The sequence below is a fragment of the Streptomyces sp. Ag82_O1-12 genome, assembly GCF_900182715.1.
Taxonomy (GTDB): Bacteria; Actinomycetota; Actinomycetes; order Streptomycetales; family Streptomycetaceae; genus Streptomyces; species Streptomyces massasporeus.
Genome location: NZ_FXUW01000001.1, coordinates 2545233 through 2563736, shown reverse-complemented (window position 1 = coordinate 2563736; position 18504 = coordinate 2545233). Strand labels below are relative to the sequence as shown.

Annotated in this window: 17 protein-coding genes; 11 read left to right on the top strand and 6 right to left on the bottom strand. The window is 69.5% G+C overall.

Annotated elements, in window-relative coordinates; all coding sequences use genetic code 11:
- Positions 1-54: 54 nt before the first annotated feature.
- Positions 55-687 (bottom strand): TetR family transcriptional regulator, encoded by a 633-nt coding sequence (locus QOL88_RS11805; protein ID WP_257027720.1) that lies wholly within the window; start codon positions 685-687, stop codon positions 55-57.
- Between the two features lie 115 nt (positions 688-802).
- On the opposite strand from QOL88_RS11805, the gene QOL88_RS11800 reads away from it, so the two are divergent.
- Positions 803-2428 (top strand): MFS transporter, encoded by a 1626-nt coding sequence (locus tag QOL88_RS11800; RefSeq protein WP_097216396.1) that lies wholly within the window; start codon positions 803-805, stop codon positions 2426-2428.
- 236 nt (positions 2429-2664) lie between these two features.
- On the top strand, positions 2665-2973 hold the full coding sequence (locus QOL88_RS11795; RefSeq protein WP_097216395.1) for a small hydrophobic protein: 309 nt from the start codon (positions 2665-2667) through the stop codon (positions 2971-2973).
- A 49-nt stretch (positions 2974-3022) separates the two neighbouring features.
- Here QOL88_RS11795 and QOL88_RS11790 read toward each other — a convergent pair whose 3' ends face one another.
- On the bottom strand, positions 3023-3778 hold the full coding sequence (locus QOL88_RS11790) for a potassium channel family protein (protein WP_097216394.1): 756 nt from the start codon (positions 3776-3778) through the stop codon (positions 3023-3025).
- An 83-nt stretch (positions 3779-3861) separates the two neighbouring features.
- Positions 3862-6609, bottom strand: a complete 2748-nt coding sequence (gene aceE, locus QOL88_RS11785; protein ID WP_097216393.1) for a pyruvate dehydrogenase (acetyl-transferring), homodimeric type — start codon at positions 6607-6609, stop codon at positions 3862-3864.
- 417 nt (positions 6610-7026) lie between these two features.
- On the opposite strand from aceE, the gene QOL88_RS11780 reads away from it, so the two are divergent.
- The 6 genes from QOL88_RS11780 to QOL88_RS11755 all read left to right on the top strand — a co-directional run bounded on the left by QOL88_RS11780 (position 7027) and on the right by QOL88_RS11755 (position 11600).
- Positions 7027-7464, top strand: coding sequence for a DUF3052 domain-containing protein (locus tag QOL88_RS11780; RefSeq protein ID WP_031104104.1), 438 nt, complete (start codon positions 7027-7029; stop codon positions 7462-7464).
- 106 nt (positions 7465-7570) lie between these two features.
- Positions 7571-8029, top strand: a complete 459-nt coding sequence (locus tag QOL88_RS11775; protein ID WP_097216391.1) for a peroxiredoxin — start codon at positions 7571-7573, stop codon at positions 8027-8029.
- Between the two features lie 146 nt (positions 8030-8175).
- The gene (locus QOL88_RS11770) at positions 8176-8751 is read left to right on the top strand and encodes a TerD family protein (RefSeq protein ID WP_030836938.1); all 576 of its coding nucleotides are present in this window, start codon (positions 8176-8178) and stop codon (positions 8749-8751) included.
- Positions 8752-8888: 137 nt separating this feature from the next.
- A complete protein-coding gene (locus QOL88_RS11765; protein WP_030836941.1) occupies positions 8889-9464 on the top strand; it encodes a TerD family protein in 576 nt (191 codons plus the stop codon).
- A 125-nt stretch (positions 9465-9589) separates the two neighbouring features.
- Positions 9590-10735: a DUF475 domain-containing protein gene (locus QOL88_RS11760; RefSeq protein ID WP_097216390.1), complete on the top strand. Its 1146-nt coding sequence runs from the start codon at positions 9590-9592 to the stop codon at positions 10733-10735.
- 130 nt (positions 10736-10865) lie between these two features.
- Positions 10866-11600: a TerD family protein gene (locus tag QOL88_RS11755; protein WP_097216389.1), complete on the top strand. Its 735-nt coding sequence runs from the start codon at positions 10866-10868 to the stop codon at positions 11598-11600.
- Positions 11601-11676: 76 nt separating this feature from the next.
- Here the strand turns inward: QOL88_RS11755 and QOL88_RS11750 are convergent, their stop codons facing one another.
- Positions 11677-12582: a TerD family protein gene (locus tag QOL88_RS11750; protein ID WP_097216388.1), complete on the bottom strand. Its 906-nt coding sequence runs from the start codon at positions 12580-12582 to the stop codon at positions 11677-11679.
- Between the two features lie 229 nt (positions 12583-12811).
- Here QOL88_RS11750 and QOL88_RS11745 point away from each other — a divergent pair, with 229 nt between their 5' ends.
- The 3 genes from QOL88_RS11745 to QOL88_RS11735 are packed head-to-tail and all read left to right on the top strand — an operon-like array spanning position 12812 to position 17375.
- Entirely contained in the window at positions 12812-13978 is a 1167-nt protein-coding gene (locus QOL88_RS11745; RefSeq protein WP_097216387.1) for an HpcH/HpaI aldolase/citrate lyase family protein, read from the top strand.
- Positions 13979-13998: 20 nt separating this feature from the next.
- Positions 13999-16566, top strand: a complete 2568-nt coding sequence (locus QOL88_RS11740) for a phosphoribosyltransferase (protein WP_283445889.1) — start codon at positions 13999-14001, stop codon at positions 16564-16566.
- Complete coding sequence (locus QOL88_RS11735; RefSeq protein ID WP_097216386.1) at positions 16566-17375, top strand: HAD family hydrolase; 810 nt, start codon at positions 16566-16568, stop codon at positions 17373-17375. Before QOL88_RS11740 ends, QOL88_RS11735 begins: the two co-directional genes overlap by 1 nt.
- Here QOL88_RS11735 and QOL88_RS11730 read toward each other — a convergent pair.
- Together QOL88_RS11730 and QOL88_RS11725 are read right to left on the bottom strand one after the other, a co-directional pair.
- The gene (locus QOL88_RS11730; protein WP_097216385.1) at positions 17296-18105 is read right to left on the bottom strand and encodes a DedA family protein; all 810 of its coding nucleotides are present in this window, start codon (positions 18103-18105) and stop codon (positions 17296-17298) included. The two genes, QOL88_RS11735 and QOL88_RS11730, sit on opposite strands and share 80 nt — an antisense overlap.
- Before the next feature lie 58 nt (positions 18106-18163).
- Positions 18164-18388: an FmdB family zinc ribbon protein gene (locus QOL88_RS11725; RefSeq protein ID WP_097216384.1), complete on the bottom strand. Its 225-nt coding sequence runs from the start codon at positions 18386-18388 to the stop codon at positions 18164-18166.
- Between the last annotated feature and the right edge of the window lie 116 nt (positions 18389-18504).

The following is an 18504-nucleotide window of genomic DNA, read 5'->3' as shown; positions in this document are numbered from 1 at the left end:
AACGAGAGGGTCTCGCGTTAACCAAGTGACCGGGATCACGTTTCGGTGGAGGGGCTAAGGGGACTGCTCCGCACGCCAGTTCCCCGCCAGCGCGGGACCCACCTGATCCAGGTATGTCGCGGTGAGTTCGCGCATTCCGTCGAGGGTGACGTCGTCCCCCGCGGACCACAAGCGTTCGGTGACACGAATCACCCCGCCGAAGAGGGCCACGACGATCCTCGGCCGGGGGTCCGCGTCCACGTCGAGACCCTCGCGCTCGGCGATGATGCCGGCGAGCTGCTCCTCCAGCTCCGCCGAGCGCCGCAGATGGGCGGCGAGCAGCGCGGGCGTGGACTCGATCACCCGGTAGACGCGCATGTGGAGGTCGATCGGCACGAGCTCCTCGACGGCCTCGTTGATCGCGTCCCAGCTCTCCAGCACGGCCCGGCGCAGCGCCTCCAGCGGCACCTCGTCCGGCGGGCGCGTGCGCAGGGCCTCGACGACGAGCGTCTCCGCCAGGCGCGGCACGAAGAACGCCGTCTCCTCCTTGCCGGCGAAGTAGCGGAAGAAGGTGCGCTGCGAGACGTCCACGGCGGCGGCGATGTCGTCGACGGTCGTTTCCTCGTACCCGCGCGTGGCGAACAGTTCCAGCGCGGCCCGCAGCAATGCGTCCCGGGTGCGCCGTTTCTTGCGTTCGCGCAGGTTCAAGACGTGCCTCTCATCCGAAGTGTTCTCGCAGTTCAGGCTATACGGGGATGTCGTGTCAGTTACCGACTAGTGAATCGGTTTGTCAATTGTCAGTGGCTGTCATTAGCCTCGCGGTATGACTAGTCAGACCACCATCGACACGACGGGGTCGGGGGGCAAGGTGCCGGCGTCGCCGTCGGACGCGACGCCGGGCAAGGGGCTGCGCGGGCACCCTTGGCTCACCCTCATCACCGTCGCTGTGGGGGTCATGATGGTGGCCCTCGACGGCACCATCGTGGCCATAGCCAACCCGGCCATCCAGAAGGACCTCGGCGCCACCTTCGCCGAGGTCCAGTGGATCACCAACGGATACTTCCTCGCCCTCGCGGTCTCCCTGATCACCGCGGGCAAGCTCGGTGACCGCTTCGGCCACCGCCAGACCTTCCTCATCGGCGTCGTCGGCTTCGCCGCCGCCTCGGGCGCGATCGGCCTGTCCGACAGCATCGCGTTCGTCGTCGTCTTCCGCGTCCTTCAGGGCCTGTTCGGCGCGCTGCTGATGCCGGCCGCGCTCGGCCTGCTGCGGGCCACCTTCCCGGCCGAGAAGCTGAACATGGCGATCGGCATCTGGGGCATGGTCATCGGCGCGTCCACCGCGGGCGGCCCGATCCTCGGTGGTGTGCTCGTCGAGCACGTCAACTGGCAGTCGGTGTTCTTCATCAACGTGCCGGTCGGTGTCCTCGCCGTCGTCCTCGGGGTGCTGATCCTGCTCGACCACCGCGCCGAGAACGCCCCGCGCTCCTTCGACCTGCTGGGCATCGCCCTGCTGTCGACCGCCGTGTTCTGCCTGGTGTGGGCGCTCATCAAGGCCCCGCCGTCCGAGTGGGGCTGGGGCGACGTCAAGACGCTGTCGTTCCTGGGCGCTTCGGTGCTGTGTTTCGCGCTCTTCGCCTTCTGGGAGACGAAGGTGAGGGAGCCGCTGATCCCGCTCGCGCTATTCCGTTCCGTGGCGCTGTCCGCCGGTGTCGTGCTGATGGTGCTGATGGCCATCGCGTTCATGGGCGGCCTGTTCTTCGTGACGTTCTACCTTCAGAACGTGCACGGCATGAGCCCGATCGACGCGGGCCTGCACCTGCTGCCGCTCACCGGCATGATGATCGTCGGCTCGCCGCTCGCCGGCGCGATGATCACCAAGCTCGGCCCCCGGGTCCCGCTCGCGGGCGGCATGGCGCTCACCGCGATCGCCATGTACGGGATGTCGACGCTGGAGACGGACACCGGCAGCGGCATCATGTCGCTCTGGTTCGCCCTGCTGGGCCTCGGCCTCGCGCCGGTCATGGTCGGTGCGACCGAAGTCATCGTCGGCAACGCCCCGATGGAGCTCTCGGGCGTCGCGGGCGGTCTCCAGCAGGCCGCCATGCAGATCGGCGGCAGCCTCGGCACGGCCGTGCTGGGTGCCGTCATGGCCTCCAAGGTCAACAGCGACCTCGCCGGCAACTGGGCGAAGGCGGGCCTCCCGCCGCTCACCCCGGAGCAGGAGCACCAGGCCTCCGAGGCGGTCCAGGTCGGCGTCCCGCCGGTGGCACCGGGCACGCCGGACGCCATCGCCGCGAAGATCGCGGGCGTCGCGCACGACACGTTCATCTCGGGCATGAGCGCGGCCTCGCTCGTGGCGGCCGGGGTCGCCGTGGTGGCGGTGCTGGTCGCGTTCCTCACCAAGCGCGGTGAGAACGCCGAAGCCGGCGCGGGCGCGGCACACATCTGACGGTTCCCGGCGGTTCGTTCCCTCATCAGGGTGAACGCGGCCGCTGAACCCTCCCCTCCGGCCCGTGCCGCAGGTCACAGTGGGTCAAGTCCTCCGCAGGACATGGAGGGCGGACGCTGCGGCGCGCTGCCGGAGGGGGGTGGCGCGCAGGCAGCGGGATTAACGCGCACCGACGGGGTACCCGTCATGTCATACCCGAAGAGAAACCCCAACCGATCGAGGGTTTACGGGAGTTGATGATGGCGAGCTTCGGACACGGTACGCGCAGGCACCCCCGCTCACGTGGCCGGACGTGGTCACGGGCCGGGACGGATCGCGCGACGCTCGGACTCATCGGAGTCATCTGCGCCGTTGCAGGCTTCTTCGTGCTGGGGATCGTGCTCGGTCCCGCCGCGATGGTCTGCGGCTGGCTCGCCATGGGCCGCGCGTGGTCGGGCTCCCGCCCCACCGCGGCCGTCGTCGCCCTGGTCCTGGGCGCCATCGACACGCTCCTGGCCATCATCTGGCTGTCCGGAGCGGCCACACCGGGCATGGGCATGCTCTGACCCGGGTGAATTGTGGGAAGAGCCCCCGGCCGCTCGGCCGGGGGCCCTCTCATTGCTCCACCGGGGTCATCGCTCCACCGAGATCCCCCTTGAGCGCCGCCAACTCCCCCCGCAGCGCCCGCACCTCCTCCGTCAGCTCCCGGATCGCCTCGGTCTGCCGCCGCTCCTCGACGTCGTCCTTCTCGAAGCGTGCGATGAACCAGGCCGCGATGTTCGCCGTCACCACACCGAGCAGCGCGATCCCGGAGAGCATCAGCCCGACCGCCAGCATCCGCCCCAGCCCGGTGGTCGGCGCATGGTCGCCGTACCCCACGGTCGTCATCGTCGTGAAGGACCACCAGACCGCGTCACCCAGTGTCCTGATGTTCCCGTCCGGAGCGTCCCGCTCCACCGAGAGCACGGCCAGCGACCCGAACATCAGCAGCCCGACCACCGCGCCCGCGACATACGTCGTCAGCCGGATCTGGGATGCCATCCGCGCCCGCTGCCCGACGAGCAGCAGCGTCGACACCAGCCGCAGCAGCCGCATCGGCTGGAACATCGGCAGCAGCACCGCCCCCAGATCGAGCCAGTGCGTCCGCACGAACGTCCGCCGGTGCGGCGCGAGCGTCAGCCGTACGCCGTAGTCGAGGGCGAACGCGGCCCACACCACCCACTCGACCGCCGTGCACAGCCCGACCACGTTCCGGCCCGCGTCGGGCCGGACGATCGGCACGGCATAGGCGACGGCGAAGGCCAGGGCCAGGCCGAACAGGGGTCTTTGCGTGTGCTGTTCCCAGCGGAGCTGGGCCGACTGCTGCTGCATGGCCGCATCGTAGGAAACGTGAAGGGGTGGTGTGCCCACGGTGTGTCCGTGATGCGCACCACCCCTTGACAGGGTTTGACGTGTTATGCGTCGCCGCCCGCGGCCCCCGGGTCGGCCGCCGACACGTCGAGCAGCTGGTACCGGTCGATGGCCTGCTTCAGCACGGAACGGTCGACCTTGCCCTCCCGGGCCAGCTCGGTCAGCACTCCCACCACGATCGACTGCGCGTCGATGTGGAAGAACCGCCGGGCGGCACCGCGCGTGTCCGCGAAGCCGAAGCCGTCGGCACCGAGCGACTGGTACGTCTGCGGCACCCAGCGCGCGATCTGGTCGGGAACGGACCGCATCCAGTCGGACACGGCCACGACCGGCCCCTGCGCGTCCGCCAGCTTCCGCGTCACGTACGGCACCCGCTGCTCCTCCTCCGGGTGCAGCAGGTTGTGCTCCTCGCAGTCCACGGCCTCGCGCCGCAGCTCGTTCCAGGACGTCGCCGACCAGACGTCCGCCTTGACGTTCCACTCCTCGGCGAGGATCTTCTGCGCCTCGACGGCCCAGGGGACCGCGACACCGGACGCCAGGATCTGCGCCGGGATCGAGCCGGCCGTGCCCTCGCTGAACCGGTGGAGCCCCTTGAGGATGCCGTCGACGTCGACGTTCTCCGGCTCGGCGGGGTGCTGGATGGGCTCGTTGTAGACGGTCAGGTAGTAGAAGACGTCCTCGCCGTGCGGGTGCTCCTCGGAGCCGCCGTACATCCGGCGCAGGCCGTCCTTCACGATGTGCGCGATCTCGAAGCCGAACGCCGGGTCGTAGGAGACGCAGCCCGGGTTCGTGGAGGCCAGCAGCTGCGAGTGGCCGTCCGCGTGCTGGAGGCCCTCACCGGTCAGCGTCGTACGGCCGGCGGTCGCGCCCAGGACGAAGCCGCGCGCCAGCTGGTCGGACATCTGCCAGAACTGGTCGCCGGTGCGCTGGAAACCGAACATCGAGTAGAAGACATAGACCGGGATGAGCGGCTCGCCGTGCGTGGCGTACGCCGAACCGGCCGCGATCAGCGACGCCGTGCAGCCCGCCTCCGAGATGCCGTCGTGCAGCATCTGGCCGTTCGGCGCCTCCTTGTAGGCGAGCAGCAGGTCACGGTCGACCGACTCGTACTGCTGGCCGAGCGGGTTGTAGATCTTCGCGCTCGGGAAGAACGAGTCCATGCCGAACGTGCGGTACTCGTCCGGCGCGATCAGCACGAACCGCTTGCCGATCTCCTTGTCCCGCATGAGGTCCTTCAGGAGCCGCACAAAGGCCATGGTCGTCGCGATGGACTGCTGGCCCGAGCCCTTCTTCACGGTCGCGTACGTCTTGTCCTCGGGCAGCGCCAGAGGCTTGGAGCGGACCACGCGCGTGGGGACGTAACCGCCGAGACCCTTGCGGCGGTCGTGCATGTACTGGATCTCCTCCGAGTCCCGGCCCGGGTGGTAGTACGGCGGCGCGCCGGACTCCAGCTCCTTGTCCGGGATCGGCAGGTGCAGACGGTCGCGGAAGCGCTTGAGGTCGTCGACCGTCAGCTTCTTCATCTGGTGCGTGGCGTTGCGGCCCTCGAAGTTCGGGCCCAGCGTCCAGCCCTTGATCGTCTTGGCGAGGATCACCGTCGGCTGGCCCTTGTGCTCCACGGCCGCCTTGTACGCCGCGAAGATCTTCTTGTGGTCGTGGCCACCGCGCCCCAGGTGCAGGATCTGGTCGTCGGTCATGCCCTCGACCATCGCCCGCAGCCGGTGGTCGTCGCCGAAGAAGTGGTCGCGGATGTACGCGCCGGTCTCCGTGGCGTACGTCTGGAACTGTCCGTCCGGCGTGGTGTTCATCCTGTTGACCAGCACGCCGTCGCGGTCCTGGGCGAGCAGCGGGTCCCAGCTGCGGTCCCAGACCAGCTTGATCACGTTCCAGCCGGCCCCGCGGAAGATCGACTCCAGCTCCTGGATGATCTTGCCGTTGCCGCGCACCGGGCCGTCGAGGCGCTGCAGGTTGCAGTTGACGACGAAGGTGAGGTTGTCCAGGCCCTCGCGCGCGGCGATGGACAGCTGGCCCAGCGACTCCGGCTCGTCCATCTCGCCGTCGCCGAGGAACGCCCAGACCTGCGACTTCGAGGTGTCGGCGATCCCGCGCGCGTGCATGTAGCGGTTCATCCGCGCCTGGTAGATCGCACCGATCGGGCCGAGGCCCATCGACACCGTCGGGAACTCCCAGAAGTCCGGCATCAGCCGCGGGTGCGGGTACGACGACAGGCCGTGCGGCGCCTTCGACTTCTCCTGGCGGAAACCGTCCAGGTTCCCCTCGTTCAGCCGGTCCAGCAGGAACGCGCGGGCGTAGATGCCCGGCGAGGCGTGCCCCTGGAAGAAGACCTGGTCACCGCCGAGGCCGTCGTCCTTGCCGCGGAAGAAGTGGTTGAAGCCGACGTCGTAGAGGGAGGCGGAGGACGCGAACGTGGCGATGTGGCCGCCGACGCCGATGCCGGGGCGCTGGGCCCGGGAGACCATCACCGCCGCGTTCCAGCGGGTGGCGTTGAGGACCTTGCGCTCGATCTCCTCGTTGCCCGGGAAGAACGGCTCGCTCTTGGTGGGGATGGTGTTGACGTAGTCCGTGCTGCGCATCTCCGGCACGGCCACGCGCTTCTCACGGGCCCGCTCGATCAGCCGCAGCATCAGATAGCGGGCCCGCTCCCGGCCGCGCTCGTCGACGGCGGCGTCGAGGGAGTCGAGCCACTCCTGCGTCTCTTCGGGATCGAAGTCAGGAACCTGACTCGGAAGGCCGCCAATGATGATCGGGTTGCGATCGGATGCGGAAGCCACGCTGTTCCTTACCTGTCAGAGGGCCCGCGAGGGCCGCTGTTTCGCTGTCGTCGCCGGGGCGTCGTCGCTGGAGGGCGCGCCGCTCCCATGGTCCACCTCGGGGCCGGGAAACGTCATCTCTACCCAGCGGTAACCCAGACGTGAGATCGACTCCGTGACGTATGGGGCGAATACCTTCGAGTCTCGTACCCATAGACGATTTCCAAACGCGCAAACAGGGCAGAAAGGTGTGGTGTGTGTCACGTCGGAGCATGATGGTGTGCCAGGAGTTGCGGTGACACCGCCAGGATCGTCACCGTTTCGGCGGTCTGAACGGCCGGGTACTTGCGCGATCCGTCCCGCCCGTGTGGACTACGGCCAATGCTTCGCGCACGCGCGTGGCTGAGTTATTCCCAAAACATGATCAGGAGGCAACCCGTGAGCGCGACCGCGGACCACGCGGAGGAGCGGACGAACCCTGCCGCCAGGCTGGGGTTCCAGCCCGGGCAGGTGGTCCAGGAGATCGGCTACGACGACGACGTGGACCAGGAGCTCCGCAAGGCCATCGAGGGCATCATCGAGGCCGACCTGGTGGACGAGGACTATGACGACGTGGCCGATGCCGTTGTGCTGTGGTTCCGTGACGACGACGGCGACCTGACGGACTCGCTGGTCGATGCCACCACGTACATCGAAGAGGGCGGCGCGATCCTGCTCCTCACGCCGAAGACCGGCCGTTCGGGGTACGTGGAGCCGAGTGACATCTCGGAAGCCGCCACCACGGCGGGTCTGACGGCGTCCAAGAGCGTCAGCGTCGGCAAGGACTGGAGTGGCAGCCGGCTGGCGACGCCGAAGGCCGCCAAGTCCAAGCGCTAGTCGTACGGCGGGGCGGGCCGGCGTTGTCGGCCCGCCCGTCGGCCTGCGCCGGTGTCTGCGTAGGGTGGTCTCACCCGAAAAGCCCCACGAAGGGACACCCACAGCGATGGCGATCCAGGTCGGCGAGAAGGCCCCCGACTTCGAGCTCAAGGACAACCACGGCCGGGCCGTGCGGCTGTCCGACTTCCGGGGCCGGAAGAACGTGGTGCTGCTCTTCTACCCCTTCGCCTTCACCGGCGTGTGCACCGGCGAGCTGTGCGAGCTGCGCGACCACCTGCCGCAGTTCTCCGACCGCGACACCGAGCTGCTCGCCGTCTCCAACGACTCCATCCACACCCTGCGCGTCTTCGGCGAGCAGGAGGGCCTGGAGTACCCGCTGCTGTCGGACTTCTGGCCGCACGGCAACGTCTCGCGCGCCTACGGCGTCTTCGACGAGGACAAGGGCTGCGCCGTGCGCGGCACCTTCGTCATCGACAAGGAGGGCGTCGTGCGGTGGACCGTCGTCAACGGCCTGCCGGACGCGCGCGACCTGAACGACTACGTGAAGGCGCTCGACTCCCTGTGACGCCGGTCGGGCGGCATGCGCCCGACACCCGTTGAAATCCGGGCTTCAGGGCCTGGGTGGGGCGGGAACCCGTCACTAGGATCGACTCGTTGATCCGACATCCGAGCACAACGGGGCATCCGCCCCTGGACACCAATGGAGGACTCGTGGGAGTCAGCCTCAGCAAGGGCGGCAACGTATCGCTGAGCAAGGAGGCGCCGGGCCTGACCGCGGTCATCATCGGTCTGGGGTGGGACGTCCGCACCACGACCGGCACGGACTTCGACCTGGACGCCAGCGCGCTGCTGCTGAACAACTCCGGCAAGGTCGGCAACGACCAGCACTTCATCTTCTTCAACAACCTCAAGAGCCCGGACGGCTCCGTCGAGCACACCGGTGACAACATCACCGGTGAGGGCGAGGGTGACGACGAGCAGATCAAGGTCAATCTCGCGACCGTCCCGCCGGAGATCGAGAAGATCGTCTTCCCGGTCTCCATCTACGACGCCGAGACCCGCCAGCAGTCCTTCGGCCAGGTCCGCAACGCGTTCATCCGCGTCGTGAACCAGGCCGGCGAGGCGGAGATCGCCCGTTACGACCTGAGCGAGGACGCCTCCACCGAGACCGCCATGGTCTTCGGTGAGCTCTACCGGCACGGCGCGGAGTGGAAGTTCCGCGCCATCGGCCAGGGCTACGCCTCCGGCCTGCGCGGCATCGCGCAGGACTTCGGCGTGAACGTCTGAACCACCTGAAGGGCCCTGGCGACGGGGCCCGAAAGGTCTTCTTGTCCGGCGCCGCACGGTTTACGTGCGGCGCCGGACGCGCAGGACCACCTCAGTGACACCACCGGGCCTGTGGCCCCAAGGGGAGGGACAGCATCATGGGCGTCACGCTCGCCAAGGGGGGCAATGTCTCCCTGTCCAAGGCCGCGCCGAACCTCACTCAGGTGATGGTCGGGCTCGGCTGGGACGCGCGCTCCACCACCGGAGCACCCTTCGACCTCGACGCCAGCGCCCTGATGTGCAGCAGCGGGCGCGTGCTCGGGGACGAGTGGTTCGTCTTCTACAACCAGCTCAAGAGCCCGGACGGCTCGGTCGAGCACACCGGTGACAACCTCACCGGCGAGGGTGACGGCGACGACGAGTCGCTCCTGATCGACCTCCCGAAGGTGCCGCCGCAGTGCGACAAGATCGTCTTCCCCGTCTCGATCCACATGGCCGACGAGCGCGGCCAGACGTTCGGCCAGGTCAGCAACGCCTTCATCCGCGTGGTGAACCAGGCCGACGGCCAGGAACTCGCCCGCTACGACCTCAGCGAGGACGCCTCCACGGAGACCGCGATGATCTTCGGCGAGCTCTATCGCTACCAGGGCGAGTGGAAGTTCAGGGCCGTGGGACAGGGGTACGCGTCGGGGCTGCGGGGCATCGCGCTGGACTTCGGGGTCAACGTCTCATAACGCGTTATGAGCAAAATCCGGGGCCCAGTGGGGTGCCGCGGGGGGACGACTAGACTTCGGCTTCAAAAGTTCGTAAAGCCGGGTACGGCGCGGGGGAGCCCCGTACACACACGATTGGGTAGCCAGTGGTTCTGAAAACCTTCGGGTGGTCGTTCGCGGTCACCGCGCTCGGCCTGGTCGCGGCGGTCCTGTTCGGCGGGTGGAGCGCGCTCGGCATCGTCGCGATCCTGTCCGTCCTCGAGATCTCGCTGTCCTTCGACAACGCGGTGGTCAACGCCGGGATCCTGAAGAAGATGAATGCCTTCTGGCAGAAGATCTTCCTCACCGTCGGCATCCTGATCGCCGTCTTCGGCATGCGGCTTGTCTTCCCCGTCGTGATCGTCGCGATCAGCGCCCAGATGGGCCCGATCGAGGCCGTCAACCTCGCCCTGAACGACAAGGAGCAGTACCAGCAACTGGTGACGGACGCCCACCCGGCGATCGCCGCCTTCGGTGGCATGTTCCTGCTGATGATCTTCCTCGACTACATCTTCGAGGAGCGGGACATCAAGTGGCTTGCCTGGCTGGAGCGCCCGCTGGCCAAGCTCGGCAAGGTCGACATGCTGTCGGTCTGCATCGCCCTGGTCGTCCTGCTGATCTCGGCGCTGACCTTCGCGGCCAACGCCCACCAGCACGGCGGTGCCCACGTCGACAAGGCGGAGACGGTCCTTCTCTCCGGTATCGGTGGTCTGATCACGTACATGATCGTCGGTGGTCTCTCCGGCTACTTCGAGGACAAGCTCGAAGAGGAGGAGGAGCGTGAGCACGAGGCGGAGGAAGAGGCCGCGCGCAGCGGCAAGCCCCGTTCCGCCGTCACGCTGGCCGGCAAGGCCGCTTTCTTCATGTTCCTCTACCTCGAGGTCCTGGACGCGTCCTTCTCCTTCGACGGCGTGATCGGCGCCTTCGCCATCACCAACGACATCGTCCTGATGGCCCTCGGCCTCGGCATCGGCGCCATGTACGTCCGGTCGCTGACGGTCTACCTGGTCCGCGAGGGCACTCTCGACGACTACGTCTACCTGGAGCACGGCGCGCACTACGCCATCGGCGCGCTCGCCATGGTCCTCCTCGTCACCATCCAGTACGAGATCAACGAGTTCATCACCGGCTCCATCGGCGTCATTCTGATCGCCGCCTCCTTCTGGTCCTCCGTGCGCCGCAACAAGGCACTGGCGGCGGCCGAGGGAAAAGCCGGCTCGGACGAGAAGACTGAGGTCTCGTCCGGGGTGTGACACCCCTCCGGGTGAGGAACGCTCTGTGCGGGGCGGTTACCGAGGACTCCTCGGCGGCCGCCCCGTTCGGTCGTCATGGGCCGTGGGTACGGGCGATGACCTACGGTCTCCAAGTGAACGTGGGGGCGGAATGGGCCTGTTCGACGGACTCCGGCGCGGCGATGTGCAGTTCGACTCGGGCGACGCGTCGACCAACGCGATCGAACTGACCAAGCGGCGGGCGCAGATATCACTCACCAAGCAGGGCGCGGCCACCGGCCACCTGCGCGTCAACCTCAGCTGGCGGATGCGCACGTCCGACATCGGCGGCTCCCAGCGCGAGAGCCTGCTGCGCCATCCCTTCCGGGCGCTCAAGCCCCCCGAGGTCGTCGGCCACAGCCAGAGCATGGTCAACGTCGACCTCGACCTCGGCTGCCTCTACGAACTCCAGGACGGCAGCAAGGGCGTCGTCCAGCCCCTCGGCGGCTACTACGGCGACGCCAACGCCGCGCCGTACGTCAAGCTCAGCGGCGACGACCGGTTCGGCTCCGGGTCCGGCGAGACGATGTACATCAACCTCGACCACCGCGACAGCATCAAACGGCTGCTGGTCTTCGTCTACATCTACGACCAGACACCCGCCTTTGACCGCACGCACGCCAGCGTGACCCTGTATCCGAGCAGCGGCCCCCGCATCGAGGTCCACCTCGACGAACGCCAGCCGCAGGCCCGCTCCTGCGCCGTCGTCATGATCGAGAAGGTGAAGGACGAGATCGTCGTCCGCCGCGAGGCGAAGTTCGTCTACGGCTTCCAGGCCGAGCTCGACCGGCTGTACGGGTGGGGGTTGCAGTGGGGGCGCGGCTACAAGACGAAGGTCGACCGCTGACCGCGCGGCCCCGGTGCGACCCGCCTCGCGGCCGAAGGGCGCAGTCTCTCAGCCGACCTGATCCAAACGGCAGACCCTAGCGCCCGATGAACTGCGGTCCCTGCGGGGGCAGACGGAAGTCGGGGTCGGGGACCGCCGAGACCGGCGGCGGGTAGCCGTAGCCGGTCTGCGCCCCCGCGGCGCCCGCCGCGGCCGGTGCCTGGGGGTAGCCGTACGTGGGCCGGCCGGTGGGCTGCGGGTAGCCGTAGGCCGGCTGCGTCGCCGGCGGCTGCTGCGGGTACCCGTACCCGGGCTGCGCGGGCGCCGCGGTCGGCTGCTCCGGGGGCAGCGGCAGGGAGACCTCGGGGGACTGCTGTGCGGGGCCGGCGGTCGTCGGCTGCGCGGGCGTGTTCGTGGTGGGAGGAGCGGGGACCGTCGTGGTCGCCTCCTCCAGCCCCTCCGACTCGTCGACCGAGATGCCGAAGTCGGTCGCGAGCCCCTTCAGTCCGTTCGAATAGCCCTCGCCGAGCGCCCGGAACTTCCAGCCGTCCCCGCGCCGGTACAGCTCGCCGCAGATCAGCGCGGTCTCCTCGCCCGTCTCCGGCTTGACGTCGAAGTACGCCAGCGCCTCCGCGCCGGTGTCCGCGGCGTCGTACAGCAGGATGCGCAGGGCCTGCACCCGGTCGAACGTCACGCCGTCCGCCGATGCGACGAGCAGAATCCGGCCGACCTCCGACTCGACACCGGTGAGCTCTGTCTGGATCGTGTCGGTCAGGCCCTCGGCGACCCGCTTCTTGCCGAGCCGCCACACCTTTCCGGCCGGGTGCCGGGGCTGGTTGTAGAAGACGAAGTCCTCGTCGGAGCGCACACGGCCGTCAGGGCCGAGGAGCAGCGCGGAGGCATCGACGTCCGGAACCCCCTGCCCGGGCGTCCAGCGCAGCACGGCGCGCACCGTGGTGGCTTCCAGCGGGACGTTCGACCCCTTCAGCATGGCGTGCGTCATGCGGTCATCCTGCCTGCTCGGTCCTGCTCACGACAACGCGGGGGCCCCTGGTCGCGAGCGGCGCCGACCGCCGTCTCGGACTACGGTTGTCAGGGCTGGGTACTGGCTGTGATTGCCCGCGTTACCTGAAATTCATGCCTGATGGGAACCTCTGACACGGACATCTACGTACTATTACCGGCCACCTTTCGTCGATTCGCAGGTCGCACCACCACCACGGGGGACTTTCATGCGTCATTTCGGGCACGTCGCCCCTGAGGTGCGGAAGCGTCTCTTCTTCCGCGAGCCGGGCGTGTTCACCCCGGACTCCCCGGCCCGGCTGCTCGCGGCCGCCCTGGGCGCCACGCTGTACAGCCCGGCCACCAGGCCACGCCTCGCCGACGACGTCCTCAAGCAGGCCGGCCGCGGTGTGGTGTCGATGGTGCTGTGCCTGGAGGACTCGATCGACGACGCGGACGTCGGCCCCGGCGAGGAGAACCTCGTCTGCCAGCTGACGGCCCTGGACGACCTCCCGGACGCCGACCTGCCGCTGCTGTTCATCCGGGTCCGCACCCCCGAGCAGATACCCGACCTGGTGCGCCGCCTCGGCCCCGCCGTCCGGCAGCTGTCCGGATTCGTCCTGCCCAAGTTCACCGAGGAACGCGGCATTCCCTTCCTGGAGGCCCTGGCCACCGCCGAGGCCGAAAGCGGCCGTCGCCTTTTCGCCATGCCCGTGCTGGAGTCCCCGGAGCTGCTCTACCGGGAGTCGCGCGTGGAGACCCTGGAGGGCATCTCCCGGGCGATCGACAAGTACCGCGAGCGCGTCCTCGCCCTGCGCCTCGGCGTGACGGACTTCTGCTCCTCCTACGGGCTGCGCCGGGGCCCCGACATGACGGCCTACGACGTGCAGATCGTCGCCTCCGTGATCGCCGACGTGGTGAACATGCTGGGCCGCGCCGACGGGACCGGCTTCACCGTGACCGGGCCCGTGTGGGAGTACTTCCGGGTCCAGGAGCGCATGTTCAAGCCGCAGCTGCGGCAGAGCCCCTTCCTTGAGGTGCAGGCCGCGGAACTGCGCGAGAAGCTGATTGAGCACGCCATGGACGGCCTGCTGAGGGAGATCTCCCTGGACCATGCCAACGGCCTGCTGGGCAAGACCTGCATCCACCCCTCGCACGTGCTGCCGGTGCACGCCCTGTCGGTCGTCAGTCACGAGGAGTTCTCGGACGCCCAGGACATCCTGCGGCCCGAGCGCGGTGGCGGGGGTGTGCTGAGATCGGCGTACACGAACAAGATGAACGAGGTGAAGCCGCACCGGGCCTGGGCCGAGCGGACCCTGCTGCGGGCCGAGGTTTTCGGCGTGGCGCACCAGGACATCGGCTTCGTGGAACTGCTGGCGGCGGGTCTGCCGGGCTGACGGCACGACGCAAGGGATCCATGGAGAAGGCTGAGAACGCAGTGAACGAGGGGGAGCATCAGGTGTGCGACGAGGGCGACCGCGTCTGGTCCGGCAGCTGGGTCGCCGAGCGGCTCGGCGTCGAGCTCGTCGGCGACGACCCGCTGACCGGCCTGCTGGGGCTGGCGCTGCGCCGCAACCCCAAGCGGGCCCATCTGCTGGTGTCGAACGTGCTCGGCAAGCATGTGCCGCAGTCGCCGTCCGTCGTCTACGGCTACGGCGTCGAGCTCGGCCGCCGGGTGCGGGAGCTGCTGGGTGCCGAGGAGGCGGGCAGGGCCGTCGTCCTCGGCTACGCGGAGACCGCGACGGGTCTCGGCCACTCCGTCGCCGACGGGCTGGGCCTGGCCCCCTACCTGCACTCCACCCGCCGTCCTGTCGCCGGTGTCGCGGCGGCCGGCGGCTTCGAGGAGGCCCACTCCCACGCGACCTCGCATCTGCTGCTGCCGGAGGATCCCGCGCTGCTCGGCGGTGACGGACCGCTGGTCCTGGTCGACGACGAGTTCTCCACGGGGAACACGGTGCTGAACACCGTGCGCGATCTTCATCAGCGGTATCCGCGGCGGCGGTATGTCGTGGTGGCGCTGGTGGACATGCGGTCCGCGGCGGATGCGAGTCGCCTCGCGGATCTCGCCGAGGAGATCGGAGCCCGGGTCGATCTGGTGACGGCTGCCAGGGGGACGGTGCGGCTGCCCGAGGGGGTGCTGGAGAAGGGGCAGGAGCTCGTGGCGCGGTACGAGTCGGAGACCGCGGGGGAGGCTTCGCCCGCGGGTGCGGCGCCGTCGTGGCCGGTCGCGCCCCTTTCAGGGGCGCGGGGAACTGCGCGACCAGCCCCCACCGGCCCGCACCCGGACGACAACGGCACCGCCCCCCACACCACCCGCATCGACCTGCACTGGCCCGCCAACCTGCCGGACGGCGCCCGGCACGGGTTCACGCCCGCTCACCGCGCCCGGCTGGAGGCCGCCCTGCCCGCGATGGCGGCCAGGATCGTCGAGGCTCTGCCTCGCAACGCCCGCCGCGTGCACATCCTCGGCTTCGAAGAGCTGATGTACGCGCCGCTCAGGCTGGCCCGGGAGCTGGAACGTGTGACGGGCATCGAGGTCCGCTACTCCACCACCACCCGCTCACCCGTCCTGGCCGTCGACGACCCCGGCTACGCGATACGCACCCGCCTCGCCTTCCCCGCCCACGACGACCCCGCCGACGGCCCCGGCGAGCGGTACGCCTACAACGTCGCCGGCGCCGGATTCGACGCCGTCGTCGCGGTGGTCGACTCGGCCGGGGACACCCCCGCGCTGCACGCGCCCGACGGTCTGCTGGCCCGCCTCGCCGCGCACACCCCGCGGGTCCTGCTCGCCGTCATACCGTCGTACGCCCCCGAAAGGCCCTCCATGCTGCCCGAGCCCCTCCGCGGCCCCGCCTTCTCCTCGTACGCGCCCGAGGAGGTCGGCTGGCTGCTCCAGGACCTCTCGGACGTGACGCTGGAGGCGCCGACCGAGGAGCGCGAGGAGGCGATCCAGAGCGGCGGCGCGCACTACGCGGAGTCGCTGCCCGTGGAGTACCAGCCGAGCGAGCAGTACCAGGAGTTGTTCCACGCCGCGCTGGAGGACTCGGCGGCCCGTATCGCCCAGGCGGCCGGCGTCGTCACCGAGACGGTCCTCGCCGAGCGGTCCCCGCGCCCCGTGCTGGTCTCCCTGGCCCGCGCCGGCACCCCCGTCGGCATCCTCATGCGCCGCTGGGCCCAGCACCGGCACGGCCTCGACCTGCCGCACTACGCCGTGTCGATCGTCCGCGGCCGGGGCATCGACGCCAACGCGCTGCGCTGGCTCGCCCGGCACCACGACCCCCGGGACGTCGTCTTCGTCGACGGCTGGACCGGCAAGGGCGCCATCACCCGCGAACTCGCCAAGGCCCTGGAGGAGTTCGAGAAGTCCGACGGCATCACCGGCTTCGACCCCGAGATCGCCGTCCTGGCCGACCCGGGCTCCTGCGTGCGGACCTACGGCACCCGCGAGGACTTCCTGATCCCCTCCGCCTGCCTCAACTCCACCGTCTCCGGCCTGATCTCGCGGACCGTGCTGCGCGCGGACCTGGTCGGCCCGGACGACTTCCACGGCGCCAAGTTCTACCGCGAACTCGCCGGCACCGACGTCTCGGTGGCCTTCCTGGACGCCGTGTCCGCCCGCTTCCCCGAGGTCGCCGACGCCGCGTGCGCCCAGGCCAAGGAACTGCTCGCGACCGACCGCTCACCCACCTGGGAGGGCTGGGCCGCCGTCGAGCGCATCAGCGAGGAGTACGCCATCCACGACGTGAACCTCGTCAAGCCCGGGGTCGGCGAGACCACCCGGGTCATGCTGCGCCGCGTGCCCTGGAAGGTGCTGGCGCGCGCCGGGGCGGGCAGCGACCTCGACCACGTGCGCCTGCTGGCCGAGCAACGCGGCGTGCCCGTGGAGGAGGTCGACGGACTGCCCTACACCTGCGTCGGCCTGATCCACCCCAAGTACACCCGGGGCGCGACCGGCGCCGACGGCAAGGCGGTGTCGGTCTGATGCCCGTCCTCGTCGCGAGCGACCTCGATCGCACCCTGATCTACTCCGCCGCCGCGCTGGCGCTCACCATGCCGGACGCGCGGGCGCCCCGGCTGCTGTGCGTGGAGGTGCACGAGAGCAAGCCGCTGTCGTACATGACGGAGACGGCGGCGCGGCTCCTCACCGACCTGGGCGACGCGGCCGTGTTCGTGCCGACGACGACCCGGACGCGCAAGCAGTACCAGCGCATCAACCTGCCGGGCCCGGAGCCCACGTACGCGATCTGCGCGAACGGCGGGCATCTGCTGGTCGACGGTGTCTCCGACCCCGACTGGCACGCGCAGGTCACCGCGCGGCTGGCCGACGAGTGCGCGCCCCTGGCCGAGGTGCAGGAGCACCTGCTGCGGGCCGCCGACCCGGTCTGGGTGCGCAAGCAGCGCGTCGCCGACGACCTCTTCGCCTATCTCGTCGTCGAGCGCGAGCTGCTCGACGAGGACTGGGTGAAGGAACTCGCGGTGTGGGCGGAGAACCGCGGCTGGACCGTGTCCCTCCAGGGCCGCAAGATCTACGCCGTTCCCAAGCCCCTCACGAAGAGCGCGGCGATGCGGGAGGTCGCGCGGCGGACCGGTGCCGATCTCACGCTCGCCGCGGGTGACTCCCTGCTCGACGCCGACCTGCTCCTCGCGGCCGACCGGGGCTGGCGGCCGGGACACGGAGAGCTGGCCGACACCGGGTTCACGGCTCCCTCGCTCAGGGCGCTTCCCGACCGGGGTGTCCTCGCCGGGGAGCGGATCCTGAGGGAGTTTCTGGGGGCAGTGCGGGGCGCCTGAGCGTTCGGGTGGGGTGGTCGTCGTCGTGCGGGTGCGGCGCCGTCGTGGCCGTTCGCGCCCCGCGGCGGAGCCGCTGATCGTTACGGCCCCGCGCCTCTTCGGGGCGCGTCCCCTTGGGGCGTCGCAGCAGCCGTACCGCGATGAACGCCGCCACCGCCAGCGCCGCCACGGCCAGGACCGCCTTCGAATAGGTCGAGACGATGTCCGAGACCTGGTGCCAGTTCGCGCCGAGGAAGTAGCCCGCGAGGACGAACACCGTGTTCCAGATGGCGCTGCCCAGGGTGGTGAGTCCCAGGAACACGGGCAGGCGCATGCGCTCGACGCCCGCCGGCACCGAGATCAGGCTGCGGAAGATCGGGATCATACGGCCGAAGAACACGGCCTTGGTGCCGTGCTTCAGGAACCAGGCCTCGGTCTTCTCGATGTCCGATACCTTCACCAGTGGCAGCCGGGCCGCGATCGCCACCGTCCGGTCACGGCCGAGCAGCGCGCCGACCCCGTACAGCGCGAGCGCGCCGATCACCGAGCCGGCCGTCGTCCACAGCAGGACGGCGAGCAGGCTCATCCGGCCGCTGCTCGCGGCGAACCCGGCCAGCGGCAGGATCACCTCGCTGGGCAGCGGCGGGAACAGGTTCTCCAAGGCGATGGCGAGACCGGCTCCCGGCGCGCCCAGCGCGTCCATCAGGTCGTTGACCCACTGCGGCCCGGCGTCCGCTGCGATGGCTGTCATGCCACTCACGCTAGGAAACCGAAGCTGAAGGGTTCCTGAGGAAGCCCGGGGGAGGGCGTCAGCCGCAGCAGCCGCCTCCGCAGCAGCCGCCCCCACCGCCGCCGCTCGCGCGGGGCGCGGACGCCGGGGCGGAGGCGGAGCCGCCGACCGCGACCGTGGAGAGGAGTTTCACCGTGTCGTCATGGCCCGAGGGGCAGGCCGCGGGGTCGGACGACTCGGCCATGGGACGGCTCAGTTCGAAGGTGTCGCCGCAGGTCCGGCAGCGGTACTCGTAGCGAGGCATGGGGACAGATTAATCGTCGCCGACGTAAATGCCGCCTTTCGTGAACCCGTCTGACCATTGTTGCCGTACCGGTGTGGAGGACATGTAAAAGCCGCTGATAACTTTCGAAAGCGCGA